Origin of the sequence: Comamonas sp. F1-6 (assembly GCF_039581415.1) — a bacterium.
Taxonomy (GTDB): Bacteria; Pseudomonadota; Gammaproteobacteria; order Burkholderiales; family Burkholderiaceae_C; genus Comamonas; species Comamonas thiooxydans.
The window spans coordinates 56,694-70,368 of record NZ_JBCPWN010000012.1 but is presented as its reverse complement, the minus strand read 5'-3'; the positions used below and the strand labels follow the sequence as shown (position 1 = coordinate 70,368).

Genomic DNA, 13,675 nt, shown 5'->3' with positions numbered 1-13,675 from the left:
AATGAACAACCCCCTTGAATTGACGAATGAACTGGTGGCGGAAGCCTTTGCCGATTACCGCAAGAATCAGGCCTATCGCATTGACGAAGTGACCGAGGCCAAGGCCCATGATCAGGGCGCGCGCGTGGGCGTCAGCCGCAAGCATGAGTCCGCACACCTGCATGTGGCCGGCGAGGCCGCCTATATCGACGACCTGCCCGAGCTGGAAGGCACGCTGCATTGCGCCCTGGGCCTCTCTCCCGTGGCCCACGGCCGTTTGACGGCGCTGGCGCTGGAGGCCGTGCGCGCCATGCCCGAAGTGGTGGACGTGATCACGGCAGCCGACATCCCCGGTGTCAACGACTGCGGCTCCATCATTCATGACGACCCGATTCTGTGCGACGGCGAAATCCGCTACGTAGGTCAGCCCCTGTTCGCCGTGATTGCCCGCTCGCGCGATGCGGCAAGACGTGCGGCGGCCCTGGCCAAGGCAGCGGCCACCATCAGCGAGCTGCCGCCCGTGCTGACACCGCGCAAGGCCCATGAGCTGGGGCAGTATGTGATGCCGCCCATGCACCTGGAGCGCAGCACGCGGGAAGGCGGCGCGCGCGCCGCCATGGATGCCGCGCCGCACCGCCTCAAGGGTTCCTTCGATGTGGGCGGGCAGGAGCAGTTCTATCTGGAAGGGCAGATCAGCTATGCCACGCCCAAGGAAGACGGAGCCGTGCATATTCATTGCTCCACCCAGCATCCCAGCGAGATGCAGCATCTGGTGGCTCATGCTCTGGGCGTGGCTTCGCACAGCGTGCATGTGGAATGCCGGCGCATGGGTGGCGGCTTCGGCGGCAAGGAATCGCAGTCGGCGCTGTTCGCCTGCGTGGCGGCCGTGGCGGCAACCAGGCTGCAGAAACCGGTCAAGCTGCGCCTGGACCGCGACGACGACTTCATGATCACCGGTCGCCGTCACTGCTTCTGGTATGAGTACGAAGTGGGCTATGACGATGAAGGCCGCGTGCTGGGAGCCGAGATCTCCATGGTCTCGCGCGCCGGTCACTCTGCCGATCTGTCGGCGCCCGTGATGACGCGTGCGCTCTGCCATTTCGACAATACCTACTGGCTGCCCGATGTGCTCATGCATGGCTATATGGGCAAGACCAATACCCAGAGCAATACGGCTTTTCGTGGCTTTGGCGGACCTCAGGGCGCGATTGCCATCGAGAACATTTTGGATACGGTGGCGCGCAGCCTGGGGCGCGATCCGCTCGATGTGCGGCGCGTCAACTTCTACGGCAAGGGCGAGCGAAACATCACGCCCTATGAGCAGGTCGTGACCGATAACGTGATTCACGAGCTGGTGGCCGAGCTGGAGGAGTCCAGCGACTACCGTGCGCGCCGTGCGGCCGTGAATGCCTTCAACGCCGGCAGTGCCGTGCTCAAGCGCGGCCTGGCGCTGACGCCGCTGAAGTTCGGCATCTCCTTCAATGTGGCCCACTTCAACCAGGCCGGCGCACTGGTCCATATCTATACCGATGGCTCGATTCTCGTGAACCATGGCGGCACCGAAATGGGCCAGGGCCTGAACACCAAGGTGGCGCAGGTGGTGGCGCATGAGCTGGGCGTGGCATTCGAGAATGTGCGCGTGACGGCCACCGATACCAGCAAGGTGGCCAACACCTCGGCCACGGCGGCTTCGACGGGAGCCGACCTCAACGGTAAGGCCGCACAGGATGCCGCACGCCAGCTGCGCGAGCGTCTGGCCGAATGCGCCGCACGCCTGCATGGCGGCGATGCCCATGACGTGCGCTTTGCCAACAATGCGGTGCAGGTCAACGGCCAGAATGTGCCGTTTGCCGAGCTGGTGCGCGCAGCCTATCTGCAGCGTGTTCAGCTGTGGTCGGATGGCTTCTATGCCACGCCCGGCCTGCACTGGGACGGCAAGCGCATGAAGGGTCACCCCTTCTTCTACTTTGCCTATGGCGCGGCCGTCAGCGAAGTGGTCATCGATACGCTGACGGGCGAATGGAAGCTGCTGCGCGCCGATGTGCTGCATGACGTGGGCCGCTCGCTGAACCCGGCCGTCGATGTGGGCCAGGTGGAGGGGGCCTTCATTCAGGGCATGGGCTGGCTGACCACAGAAGAGTTGGTCTGGCATCCGCAAACCGGAAAGCTCACGACCCACGCGCCCAGCACCTACAAGATTCCTACTGCCAATGACTGCCCGCCGGTCTTCAATGTGCGCCTGTTCGAGGGCGATAACTATGAAGACTCCATCCACCGCAGCAAGGCCGTGGGCGAGCCCCCGCTGCTGCTGCCGTTCTCGGTGTTCTTCGCGATTCGCGATGCGGTGTCGGCCGCCGGCGAGCATCGCATGAACCCTCCTCTGCAGGCGCCTGCCACGTCAGAGGCCATCCTGCGAGCAGTGGAAGCCGTTCAAGGGCACACTGGCTAGTTTTTCCTCACAGGTGTTGTCGCCTTGCGGGGCGGCAGCCATTCTGAGTCATGGCTGTTTGCCGCGGGGCAAGGCCATGTGCTGCGCCGTCCATTTGGCGGCGCAGGACCGGGCGCGTTCCTCGCGTTGCGCCTCGCATGCAAAACAACACGGAGACTATGCAATGAACTGGACAGAGCGGATATTCAAACTCAGGGAGCACAACACCAATGTGCGCACGGAACTGGTCGCAGGGCTGACGACCTTTCTTTCAATGGCCTACATCATGTTCGTCAACCCCTCCATTCTGGGGGATGCGGGCATGCCCAAGGGCTCGGTCTTTGTCGCCACCTGCCTGATCGCAGCGCTGGGCTCGACCATCATGGCGCTGTATGCCAACTACCCGATTGCGCTGGCGCCGGGCATGGGGCTGAACGCCTATTTCGCCTACGTGGTGGTGCTCAAGATGGGCTATACGTGGGAGGCTGCCCTGGGGGCGGTGTTCGTCTCGGGATGTCTGTTCCTGATCTGCACCATGCTGGGCCTGCGTGAGCTCATCATCAAGGGCATACCGCAGTCCATACGCGTTTCCATCACCGTGGGTCTGGGTCTTTTCCTGGCGTTGATCGCGCTCAAGACCGCCGGTGTGGTCGCTGCCGACCAGAACACCTATGTGACGCTGGGCGATCTGCACAAGCCCGAGGTCATCATGGCGCTGCTGGGCTTTTTGCTGATCGTGGTGCTGGACCGCCTCAAGGTGCCGGGCGCCTTGCTGATCGGCATCCTGGCCGTGACGGTGGCCTCGTTCTTCTTCGGCGGCAACACCTTCCACGGCATCTTCTCGGCACCTCCCTCCATCGAGCCCACCTTCATGAAGCTCGATATCAAGACGGCGCTGACCACGGGCTTCCTCAACGTGGTGCTGGTGTTCTTTCTGGTGGAGCTGTTCGATGCCACCGGCACGCTGATGGGCGTGGCGCGTCGCGCCGGCCTGCTGGTGCCCGAGCGCATGGGGCGTTTCAACCGCTCGCTGCTGGCCGATTCAGGCGCGATCTTTGTGGGCTCCATCCTGGGTACTTCCAGCACCACCGCCTATGTGGAGAGCGCTGCCGGTGTGCAGGCCGGCGGCCGTACCGGTCTGACGGCTCTCACGGTTGCCATGCTCTTCCTGGCTTGCTTGTTCATCGCGCCGCTGGCCGGTGTGGTGCCCGGCTATGCCACTGCGCCTGCTCTGCTGTTCGTGGCCTGCCTGATGCTGCGTGACCTGACGGAAGTGCAGTGGGATGAAACCACCGAAGCCATACCGGCAGTCGTCACCGCGCTGATGATGCCTTTCACCTACTCCATCGCCAACGGTCTGGCCTTCGGCTTCATCACCTATGCCGTACTCAAGCTGTGCACTGGCAAGGTCAAGGAGGTGCACTGGATCATGTGGGTGATTGCGGCCCTGTTCCTGTTCAAGTTCATCTACGTCGGCGGTCACTGAGCGCCCATACACCGATCAAGCCTGGCAGTAATCTGTGCCGGGCCGGGCCGGGCCGGGCCGGGCCGGGCCGTGGCAGTCGGAGGAGAGGCCGGCTGACATGGCTCGCTGGAGCCCGCCAGGCATGAAATCACAGATGCAACAAGCAGTCCGGCTTCTGGTGGGGGCGGGCTGTTTTGCATTGTGAATGGCAAGACATTTGCAAGCATGTCATCCGAGCATGTGTTGACAGCTAGACACCCAGGCCCCAGGTGGCCGGCCATTTCCCCAAGCTTCAACAACATTGATTTCATGAGCATATTGCTGAATCAAAGCTTGTTGCGCGCTTTGCTGGTGGCGGAATTCAACTCGTGCTGTCTTAAGTGCTTGGCAGCACAGTGAAATTCATGCGAGGCCGGTGAGCTGACTCCGGCGCTTGGATGAGTTGGTTGTTTCCAAATTTGAAATCAATATTTTTGAATCGATCGACTGCTCCCTAGCATCCGTCCCATTGCATACATGGGAGATGGAAGTGGACAAGCGTCGATTCCTGCTGGCAGGGCCTTCATTGCTGGCAGTGGCTGCCATGGGCGCTGCCGGTGTTGCACGTGCTGCGGCAGACGCCAGGACCAGGCTGGTTGTCGCTGATCAGAGCGAGCTGATTCGTCATCTGCTGGATGCCAGCGGTGAGCGCAAGAAGACTGGCTTTCAGCTGGAGCTGCCCAATTTTGCCGGCGGTCCGGCCATTTTCGAGGCCATCCGCGCCGGGGCACTGGACATGGCCTATGTGGGAGATACGCCTCCCATACAGGCGCGGGCCGCAGGCGTGAACCTGCCCATCATCGCGACCTTCACCCGAGCCAGGGCGGAATATCGTTTGCTCCAGCATGCCGGTGCCGGGGTGGAGCGCCTGAGCGATCTGCGCGGCAAGCGCGTGAGCTATGTGGAAGGCTCGGGGCGCCAGGTGTTCCTCATCGAGGCGCTGAACCGGGCGGGCCTGACGCTCAAGGATGTCACGCTGGTGCATCTGCGCGTGGCCGAGCTCAACGATGCCTTGCGCGCCCGTGCCGTCGATGTCGCCACCATTTCCGAGCCGCATGTCACGCGACTGTCCAGGCAGGTTGGAGCGCGCGTGGTGCCCGATCCACTGGAGCGGCAACTGCTGCCGTCCACCTCCTATATCTATGCCCGCCCGGATGTGCTGGCCGATCCTCAGAAGGCAGAAGCCATCCGCGAATTCCTGGCCTCCTTCGTGCGTGCGGGGCGCTGGAGCAATACCCATCGCAAGGAATGGGGGCAGCATTACCTGCGCAACTTCCAGCGCCTCGATGCCGAGAGCGCGGCGGCCATACAGGCGGCGCAGGCTCCGCTGGAGTTCCAGACGGCGGCACAGGCCCAGCCCCATCATCAGAAACTCATCGACATCCTGCACAGCGCAGGCAGTCTGCCCCAGCGTCTGGATGCCAGGGATTCCTTTGTGGCGAGCTATGACGGCGTGATCGTCGCCAATCGCTGAGGAGTGGCCGTGATGACACCGATTCCTCTGGAAGCGCGCTTGGCCGGCTGGCAGTCTCAGACTGGATCGCCGCTCGCCGCGCCAGACCGCAAAGCCCCGGCGCTGGTGCCGGCCCGCCTGTCGCCGGGCATGCTGCTGGCCGGGCCCGTCCTGCTGCTGCTGTTGTGGGAGGCTGCATCGCGCCTGGGTTATCTCTCGCCGGAGACGCTGACCGCACCGTCGCAGGCTCTGCGTACCGGCTACGAAATGGTGCTCGATGGCAGCCTGCTGCCGCATCTGCTGGCTTCGGCCGGGCGCGCCTACACGGGACTGTTTCTGGGCATTGTGGTGGGAGTGTTGCTGGCGCTGGCCGCCGGACTGAGCCGCAGCGGCGAGGCCCTCATCGATGGCCTGGTGCAAATCAAGCGGGCCGTTCCCACGCTGGCGCTGATCCCGCTGGCCATCATCTGGCTGGGCATAGGCGAGGCGATGAAGGTCTTTCTCATCTTTACCGCAGTGCTGATTCCCATCTACATCAACACCCATGCAGCGCTGCGCAGCATCGACATCGGTCATGTGGAGCTGGCTCAGACGCTGGGACTGTCGCGTGCCGAATTCATTCGCAAGGTGGCGCTGCCGGGTGCCTTGCCGGGCTTTTTTGTCGGCCTGCGCATGGCGGTCTCGCTGTGCTGGACGGCGCTGGTGGTGCTGGAGCTGATCAACACGCAGACCGGTATCGGCTATCTGATGAACCGTGCGCGCGATTGGGGGCAGACCGATGTGATCGTGGTGGGAATCCTGATCTACGCGCTGCTGGGTCTGTTGTCCGACGCCGCGGTGCGGCGCCTGGAGGCACATGTGCTGTCCTATCGGAGGTCGCTGGGATCATGAGCAATCCATCATTGACCGGTGCCGTGCAACTGCGCGGCTTCAGTCGCAGCTTCCATGGCAAGCAGGTGCTCGACGACCTCCATCTCGATATCGCCCCCGGGCAGTTCGTGGCATTGCTGGGGGAGTCGGGCTCGGGCAAGAGCACGCTGTTGCGGGCCCTGGCCGGCCTCGATGCCGAGGCCCGGAGTTCGGGGGCGGCGCTGGCCCATGGCAATGTCTCAGTGCTGTTCCAGGACTCGCGCCTGCTGCCCTGGCTCACAGTGCTGGACAACCTGACGCTGGGGCTGGATGCGCAGGCGGTCCGGCCCGCCGCAGTGCAATTACTGCGCGAGGTGGGCCTGGAAGACAAGGCCGCGGCCTGGCCCGCCACCCTGTCCGGTGGGCAAAAGCAAAGAGCGGCACTGGCTCGCTTCTTGCTGCGCGAGCCGCATGTGCTGCTGGCCGACGAGCCTTTTGGCGCCCTGGATGCGCTGACCCGCATGCGCATGCAGGGCCTTTTGCGGCGCATGGTGGAGCGCATACGCCCGACGGTGATCCTGGTGACCCACGATGTGGACGAATCCCTGCTGCTGGCAGACCGGATTCTGGTGCTCAGGGACGGAAAGATCGCCGAAGACCATGCGCTGGATCTGGCCCATCCGCGGCGACCCGATCACCCCGCTTTCATGCAGCTGCGCGCGACCTTGCTGCGCAGTCTGGGTGTGGAAGCCGAACTTGTCTGAAAGAAGCTGTGCCATGACACGACAACTACACCTGAACCTGTTTCTGATGACACGAGGCCACCACGAAGGTGCCTGGCGTCACCCCGGAGCCAATCGCAAGGCGCTGACCGATCTGCAGCTCTATGTGGATGCGGCCCGCATCGCCGAGGCCGCGAAGTTCGATGCCGTGTTTCTGGCCGACGGGCTGGTCGGGCCCGACAACGGGCAGATGGCTTCTTCAGGCCAGCTCGAGCCGCTGCTGCTGCTGGCTGCACTGGCGCAGCATACCAAGCGTATCGGGCTGATCGGCACGGCTTCCACCACCTACAGCCTGCCCTATACGCTGGCGCGGCAGTTCGCAACGCTGGACCACCTGTCCAAGGGCCGTGCAGGCTGGAATATCGTGACCTCCTGGCTGCCCCGGGCCGGAGAAAACTACGGGTTGCAAGAGAACGTGGAGCATGCCGAGCGCTACCGCATCGCCGACGAGTTCGTGGCCGCAGTGGATGCGCTATGGCGCAGCTTTCCGGGCGGGGCAGTGGTGGACGATGCCGAATCGGGCCAGTTCCTGGACATAGGCCAGGTGCGCCCCGTCAACTATGCGGGAACACATATCCGTACGCGCGGACCGCTGAATGTGCCGGGCAGCCCCCAGGGCCGTCCGGTGCTGGTGCAGGCCGGGCAGTCCGAAACGGGCCGGGCCTTTGCCGCGCAATGGGCCGAGGCCATTTTCACGGCGCATGGCAGCAAGGAGTCGGCACAAGGCTTTTATGCCGATATCAAGGGACAGGCGAAGGCTCTGGGGCGCAGGGCCGAGGGCATTGTGATTCTGCCGGGTATCAGCGCCGCGATTGGATCCACGGAGTACGAAGCCCGCCAGGTGTGGGAGGAGCTCGACAGCCTGACCAGCATCGACGTGGGGTTGGGGCGCCTGTCGGCCCGCTTTGGCGGCCATGACTTCAGCAGTCTGCCGCTGGACCGTCGGCTCACGCGCGATGATTTTCCCGATCCCGCGCTGGTGGAAGCTTCCAGGAGTCGCGCCATGGGCTATGTGGAGACCACGCTGCGCGACGGGCTCACGCTGCGTCAGCTGCTCAAGCGGCTGGCGGGCGCGCGCGGGCATCTGGCAATTGCCGGCACGCCCGAGCAGGTGGCGGACACGATTGAAGACTGGTTCCGCACGGGGGCCGCCGATGGCTTCAATGTGATGCCGCCGGTCATCACGCAGCAGCTGGAGCTGTTTGCCAGCGAGGTCGTGCCCATTTTGCGCAAGCGCGGGCTGTTTCGCAGCGACTACCAGAGCAGCACGCTGCGCGGCCATTTCGGCTTGCCTGATCTGCCTGTGGTGCAGCACAAGGCGCAGGCGGATGCCGCAGTAGCGGCCTGAGCCTGCAGCGGGCCGGCGGCCGCGCTGTCAAGCGGGGTGGATGGCGCCCAGAATGCGCGGGCCGCTGGCGCCTGTCACGCTGGCCAGATTGCCGGGCAGGCCCAGCAGGCATTGACGTGCCAGCCAGGCAAAGGCGGCTGCTTCCACTTCCAGCGGGGGCAGGCCGCGCTCTGCAGTGGAGGCTACCTTCACACCCGGCAGCAGGGCGGCAAGACGCTGCATCAGATGGGTGTTCAGTGCGCCGCCGCCGCAGACCAGCAGTTCGGTGCCGTCCTTGCCGAAACGCTGGACAGCATGGGCGCAGCTGGCGGCCGTGAATTCGGTCAGGGTCGCCTGTACATCGGCCGCGGCGGCCTGGGCCGCATGCTGCTGCAGATGCCGCTCCAGCCACTCGGCGTGAAACAGATCGCGCCCCGTGCTCTTGGGCGGCTGCTGGGCCAGATAGGGGTCGCCCAGCATGGCGGCCAGCAGCTCGGGCATGACCTTGCCGCTGGCGGCCCACCGGCCGCCTTCGTCATAGCTCCTGCCGGTATGGCGCAGGCACCAGCCGTCCATGAGCGCATTGCCGGTGCCGGTGTCGAAGCCGAGCACCGAGCCGTCGGCACCCAGCACGCTGAGATTGGCAATGCCGCCGATATTGAGTACCAGCGCGGTTTCAGCGGGCCTGCCGAACACGCTTTGGTGAAAGGCCGGCACCAGCGGTGCCCCCTGGCCGCCTGCCGCCACATCACGGCTGCGCAGGTCGGCGACTACGGTGATGCCGGTTAGCTCGGCCAGCAGGGCGGGGCTGTTGAGCTGCAGCGTATAGCCCGTGCCATCGAACATCTGCGGACGGTGGCGCACGGTCTGGCCATGGGCGCCTATGGCCGCGATCTGCCCGGCCCGGACACCGGCTGCAGTCAGTAGTTGCTGCACCACCTGTGCATAGTGGCGCACCAGTGCATTGGCGGCCAGGGCGGCGCGATGCAGCTCGTCCTGACCGCCAGCGGTGTTGAGGGCCAGCAGCTCGGCGCGCAATGCCGCATCGAAGCCGCAGCTGGCATGTTGCAGCACTCGCATGCCCTGGCTGAAGTCCACGAGAACCCCGTCGACGCCGTCCAGCGATGTACCGGACATCAGGCCGATATAGAGGTTGCTTTGAGCGGCTTGTTCAATGGCATTGGGCATGGCAGATCAGAGGGTTGGCGTGCGGTTCACTATCTTAGCTGTAGCGTTTGCGGCTTTCCTGGCGGTCGCTGCAAACGATCCTGATGCGGAAATGAAAAAGGGCTGCAATTTGCAGCCCTCAGGTTGTGTCGCAGCGATGGATCAGCGCGTACTGGCCAAGGCGAACGACTGCGTGCCGGCGTTGAGTTCGATGCGCATCTGCGCTGCCTGCTGCTCAAAGGCCGGGCGTGCGGCCTTGGAGATGGGCTGGGCGGCATCGGTGATCTGGGCAATAGTCAGCGGGTCGCGCTGCTCGCCCTTCTCGCGGAATTCGAAGTGCAGATGAGGGCCGGTGGCCCAGCCCGTGGAGCCCACGGCGCCGATGATGTCGCCCTGGTCCACGCGCTGACCGTGCTTGACGTCGATGCGGCTCAGGTGGGCGTAGACGGTGGTGTGCTGGTTGGCGTGATCGACGAAGATCACATTGCCGTAACCGTTTTGCACGCCGGCAAAGGACACGACGCCGTCGCCCACGGTACGCACCTTGGTGCCCGTGGGGGCCGCGAAGTCGGTGCCCAGGTGAGCGCGCCAGGTTTTATGAATGGGGTGGACGCGCATGGAAAAACCGCTGCTGATGCGCGAGAACTCCACGGGGTAGTTCAGATAGGCCTGGCGCAGGCTCTTGCCGTCCAGCGTGTAGTAGGCGCCCTTCTTGCCTGCTTCCTGGAACCACATGGCCTGATGCGACTTGCCATTGTTGTAGAACTCGGTGCTCAGCACGCGGCCGGCGCGCAATGGCTCGCCATCGGCTTCCAGCGATTCATAGACCACGGCAAAGCGGTCGCCCTTGCGCAGGCCGCGGCGGAAGTCCAGCTCGCCCTGGAAAATGTCGGCCATCTGCATGGAGATGCTGTCGGGAATGTCGGAGGCATCCGTGGCGGCAAAGAAGGAGGAGCGAATCACGCCGCCGGCCAGACGCGGGCTGGCCGTGAGTTTGCCGGTCTCGATCTTGGATTGCAGCTTGCCATCCACGCGCTCCACCGTCAGGCGCTGAAAGCTGCCGTCTTCGCTGGGAGCCCAGCGCACGGTCAGCTGGCTCAGTTGCTGGTCGGGCGTGGTCTCTGCTGACACCAGCCGGCCGGCGCGGCCCAGCACGTTCTGGCGCACGGCCTCGTTGCTGCGCATGAAGGCTGCGGCCTGCGGGTCGGCAATGCCAAGGCGCTGCAGCAGCGACTCGGTGGTGTCGTTGCTGCGGGTGTATTCGGAACGGTAGAGGGAGAAGGACTGCAGATCCGTCAGATCGGCCAGATCCTGGCCAGCGGCCAGGGAGGTGACGGGTTCGGTCAGTGTACGTACGGGAAGGTCGGCGGGGTCGGGACCCAGGCTGGCCACTGCGAAGGCGCCGCTGCCACCGGTCAGCAAAACAGTCGCCAGCGCCGCCGTAGCGCGCTTGGGGTGTTTTTGCAGAGCCGATGTCAGCCGCGCAAGCAGAGCACCGCCGGCATTTTTCAAGCCAGTCATCAAAACATCAAATCCTTGGGAAAGCGTGTCGGTGGAGTTGGTATTTGTTACGACTGACACGTCTCCAGCAGCTCTACCGTGCCATAAGTCCATCCAAAGAGGTCTTTATGAGGGAGCAGTCTAGAATTGACCGTAACACCAAACCTCCAAGTATATCGGCCGCGTCCTACCTCGCCTGCCGAAAAACCCTTATGAATCAATCTGCTGTTACAAGTTTTCCCGTGACCGACAGAGTGAACCAGGCGCTGGAAGTCACTCTGCGTGGAGTCGATGAGCTGCTGCCCAAGGACGAGTGGGTCCAGAAACTGGCCAGGTCCGAAGCCACCGGTGTGCCCCTGCGCATCAAGCTGGGCCTGGACCCGACAGCTCCCGACATCCATCTGGGCCACACCGTGGTGCTCAACAAGATGCGCCAGCTGCAGGATCTGGGCCATCAGGTGATCTTTCTGATCGGCGACTTCACCACGCTGATCGGCGACCCTTCGGGCCGCAACTCCACGCGCCCGCCGCTGACGGCCGAGCAGATCAAGGTCAATGCAGAGACCTATTACACCCAGGCCGCCAAGGTGCTGGACCCGGCCAGGACCGAGGTGCGCTACAACAGCGAGTGGTGCGACCAGCTGGGCGCGCGCGGCATGATCCAGCTGTCGGCCAAGTACACGGTGGCGCGCATGATGGAGCGCAACGACTTCCATACGCGCTTCACCGACGGCAGCTCCATCAGCCTGCACGAGTTTCTCTACCCGCTGCTGCAGGGCTATGACTCGGTGGCGCTCAAGTCCGATCTGGAGCTGGGCGGCACCGATCAGAAGTTCAATCTGATGATGGGCAGGCATCTGCAGGCCGAGTATGGTCAGGAGCAGCAGTGTGTGCTCACAATGCCGCTGCTGGTCGGCCTGGACGGCGTGCACAAGATGTCCAAGTCCAAGAACAACTACATCGGTATCACCGAGGACGCCAACACCATGTTCGCCAAGGTGCTGTCGATCTCGGACGAGCTGATGTGGGACTGGTACACCCTGCTGTCCTTCAAGAGCCTGGCCGAGATTGCAGCGCTCAAGGCCGAGATCGAGGCCGGAGGCAACCCCAAGCATGCCAAGGTGGCTCTGGCCAAGGAGATCACCGCGCGCTTCCACAGTGCCGAAGCCGCCGATGCGGCCGAGCAGGATTTCATCAACCGCTCCAAGGGCGGCATTCCCGATGACATCCCTGAAATCAGCCTGTCCGGCGCTCCGCTGGGCATTGGTGCGCTGGTCAAGCAGGCCAATCTGGCTGCATCGACCGGCGAAGCCAACCGCCTGATCGATGGCGGCGGCGTGCGCGTTGACGGCAACGTCATCAGCGACCGCGCACTGAAGCTGGATGCCGGCACCTTTGTGCTGCAGGTGGGCAAGCGCAAGTTTGCGCGTGTCACGCTGAGCTGAGCGCCCTGGGGCGCTTCGCCCCATTCGCCTCTTTGCGCTTGGCGCCACAGGGCAAGGCCTTTGCCGCTGTGGCGCGACCTAAAGAGGTGAACGTAAAAATGAGAGCTGTTTACGCTTGATACATATACGTTTCAAATCAATTTGTATTTGAAATCGTTACAGGTCATGCGCAAGTAGCTCTCTTTTTTATTGAGCCTGCTGGCTCGCGCCCTGCATGGCGTCGCGCGTCTGGCCGGCCTGCTCCAGCAGCCACTGACAGAAGGCCTGCACTTCGGGCCGCTCGCTGCTGCGCGGGCCTTGCAGCAGCCAGTACGACAGGGGCGAGGCCAGGCGACGCTCGGGCAATACCTCGATCAGGGTGCCGGCCGCCAGTGCATCGGCCACCAGCGGCAGACGCGCGATGGCCAGACCCTGGCCCGCCAGCGCGGCCTGCACGATCTGGTGGGCGTAGTTGAAGTACAGCCAGCGCGGCGGCTGCAGCTGGTCGCAGCCGTTGGCGGCAAACCAGCGCTGCCAGCTCAGCCACTCCAGCTGGGGCATGCGGTGCACGTCGCCGGTTTCAATCAAGGTGTAGCGGGCCGCATCGGCGGGGCTGTGCACGGCGGGGCCGCTCCTGAGCAGGGCTGGGCTTGCGACCAGCACCAGTTCTTCGCCAAACAGGGCCTTTGCCGAAGCATCGGCGACGCCGGCGCTGTAGCGTATGGCCAGGTCCACATCGGTGGTCTCCAGATCCACCACGGCGTCGCCCGTGTCTATGCGAATGTCGATATCGGGATAGGCGCGCTGGAAAGCCTCCAGACGCGGAATCAGCCACATGGCGGCAAAGCTGGCCCAGGTGGTGATGGCCACGCTCTTGCGGCCCACGGTCTGGCGGATCTGGCGCACGGTGGCGTCGATCGACTCCAATGCAGGCTGCACGGCATGCAGCAGCTGGGCGCCGGCACCCGTCAATTCCACGGCGCGCGAATGGCGCAGAAACAGCGGGATGCCCACCTCGTCTTCCAGCGACTGGATCTGGCGGCTGACGGCAGACTGGGTCAGTGCCAGCTCGTCCGCCGCGGCTCGAAAGTTCAGGTGCCGGGCCACGGCCAGAAAGGCGCGCAGATGGCCGGCACCGATGGCGCGGGTGCGAAGCAGCGGAGTGGGGCTGGTGGTGGCATGAGGCATGGCAGGGCAAGCATAAGGTGTTTGCGGCGACTGTTGCCTGCGCTTGCAGTTGCCGACCGCGGCTATGGGTCGAT

At 64.1% G+C, this 13,675-nt stretch carries 10 protein-coding genes; 7 read left to right on the top strand and 3 right to left on the bottom strand.

The genetic code is table 11. From position 1 onward, the window contains the following. Position 1: 1 nt before the first annotated feature. The 6 genes from xdhB (at position 2) to AAIL66_RS13835 (ending at position 8,343) form a co-directional block, all read left to right on the top strand. Positions 2-2,428 (top strand): xanthine dehydrogenase molybdopterin binding subunit, encoded by a 2,427-nt coding sequence (gene xdhB / locus AAIL66_RS13860; RefSeq protein WP_034357203.1) that lies wholly within the window; start codon positions 2-4, stop codon positions 2,426-2,428. A gap of 163 nt (positions 2,429-2,591) precedes the next feature. Then, positions 2,592-3,893 (top strand): NCS2 family permease, encoded by a 1,302-nt coding sequence (locus AAIL66_RS13855; RefSeq protein WP_003061737.1) that lies wholly within the window; start codon positions 2,592-2,594, stop codon positions 3,891-3,893. 502 nt (positions 3,894-4,395) lie between these two features. After that, positions 4,396-5,385, top strand: coding sequence for an ABC transporter substrate-binding protein (locus AAIL66_RS13850; protein WP_343497005.1), 990 nt, complete (start codon positions 4,396-4,398; stop codon positions 5,383-5,385). Positions 5,386-5,397: 12 nt separating this feature from the next. After that, positions 5,398-6,255, top strand: coding sequence for an ABC transporter permease (locus AAIL66_RS13845; RefSeq protein ID WP_343496969.1), 858 nt, complete (start codon positions 5,398-5,400; stop codon positions 6,253-6,255). Beyond that, a complete protein-coding gene (locus tag AAIL66_RS13840) occupies positions 6,252-6,977 on the top strand; it encodes an ABC transporter ATP-binding protein (protein ID WP_343496968.1) in 726 nt (241 codons plus the stop codon). Before AAIL66_RS13845 ends, AAIL66_RS13840 begins: the two co-directional genes overlap by 4 nt. Positions 6,978-6,990: 13 nt before the next feature. After that, a complete protein-coding gene (locus AAIL66_RS13835; RefSeq protein ID WP_343496967.1) occupies positions 6,991-8,343 on the top strand; it encodes an LLM class flavin-dependent oxidoreductase in 1,353 nt (450 codons plus the stop codon). Positions 8,344-8,370: 27 nt separating this feature from the next. Here the strand turns inward: AAIL66_RS13835 and AAIL66_RS13830 are convergent, their stop codons facing one another. Together AAIL66_RS13830 and AAIL66_RS13825 are read right to left on the bottom strand one after the other, a co-directional pair. Continuing rightward, the gene (locus AAIL66_RS13830; protein WP_343496966.1) at positions 8,371-9,510 is read right to left on the bottom strand and encodes an anhydro-N-acetylmuramic acid kinase; all 1,140 of its coding nucleotides are present in this window, start codon (positions 9,508-9,510) and stop codon (positions 8,371-8,373) included. A gap of 141 nt (positions 9,511-9,651) precedes the next feature. Then, entirely contained in the window at positions 9,652-11,010 is a 1,359-nt protein-coding gene (locus tag AAIL66_RS13825; RefSeq protein WP_034357214.1) for a M23 family metallopeptidase, read from the bottom strand. Positions 11,011-11,201: 191 nt separating this feature from the next. Between AAIL66_RS13825 and tyrS the strand changes: the two genes are divergently transcribed. Further along, entirely contained in the window at positions 11,202-12,434 is a 1,233-nt protein-coding gene (gene tyrS, locus AAIL66_RS13820; protein ID WP_003061750.1) for a tyrosine--tRNA ligase, read from the top strand. A gap of 186 nt (positions 12,435-12,620) precedes the next feature. Here the strand turns inward: tyrS and AAIL66_RS13815 are convergent, their stop codons facing one another. After that, positions 12,621-13,601 (bottom strand): LysR substrate-binding domain-containing protein, encoded by a 981-nt coding sequence (locus AAIL66_RS13815; protein WP_343496965.1) that lies wholly within the window; start codon positions 13,599-13,601, stop codon positions 12,621-12,623. Between the last annotated feature and the right edge of the window lie 74 nt (positions 13,602-13,675).

Excerpts from the sequence above, each read along its gene's own strand:
- AAIL66_RS13835 (WP_343496967.1), top strand. The coding sequence starts at position 6,991 with ATGACACGACAACTACACCTGAACCTGTTTCTGATGACACGAGGCCAC.
- tyrS (WP_003061750.1), top strand. The coding sequence starts at position 11,202 with ATGAATCAATCTGCTGTTACAAGTTTTCCCGTGACCGACAGAGTGAAC.
- AAIL66_RS13845 (WP_343496969.1), top strand. The coding sequence starts at position 5,398 with ATGACACCGATTCCTCTGGAAGCGCGCTTGGCCGGCTGGCAGTCTCAG.
- AAIL66_RS13840 (WP_343496968.1), top strand. The coding sequence starts at position 6,252 with ATGAGCAATCCATCATTGACCGGTGCCGTGCAACTGCGCGGCTTCAGT.
- xdhB (WP_034357203.1), top strand. The coding sequence starts at position 2 with ATGAACAACCCCCTTGAATTGACGAATGAACTGGTGGCGGAAGCCTTT.
- AAIL66_RS13855 (WP_003061737.1), top strand. The coding sequence starts at position 2,592 with ATGAACTGGACAGAGCGGATATTCAAACTCAGGGAGCACAACACCAAT.
- AAIL66_RS13850 (WP_343497005.1), top strand. The coding sequence starts at position 4,396 with ATGGAAGTGGACAAGCGTCGATTCCTGCTGGCAGGGCCTTCATTGCTG.
- AAIL66_RS13825 (WP_034357214.1), bottom strand. The coding sequence starts at position 11,010 with ATGACTGGCTTGAAAAATGCCGGCGGTGCTCTGCTTGCGCGGCTGACA.
- AAIL66_RS13830 (WP_343496966.1), bottom strand. The coding sequence starts at position 9,510 with ATGCCCAATGCCATTGAACAAGCCGCTCAAAGCAACCTCTATATCGGC.
- AAIL66_RS13815 (WP_343496965.1), bottom strand. The coding sequence starts at position 13,601 with ATGCCTCATGCCACCACCAGCCCCACTCCGCTGCTTCGCACCCGCGCC.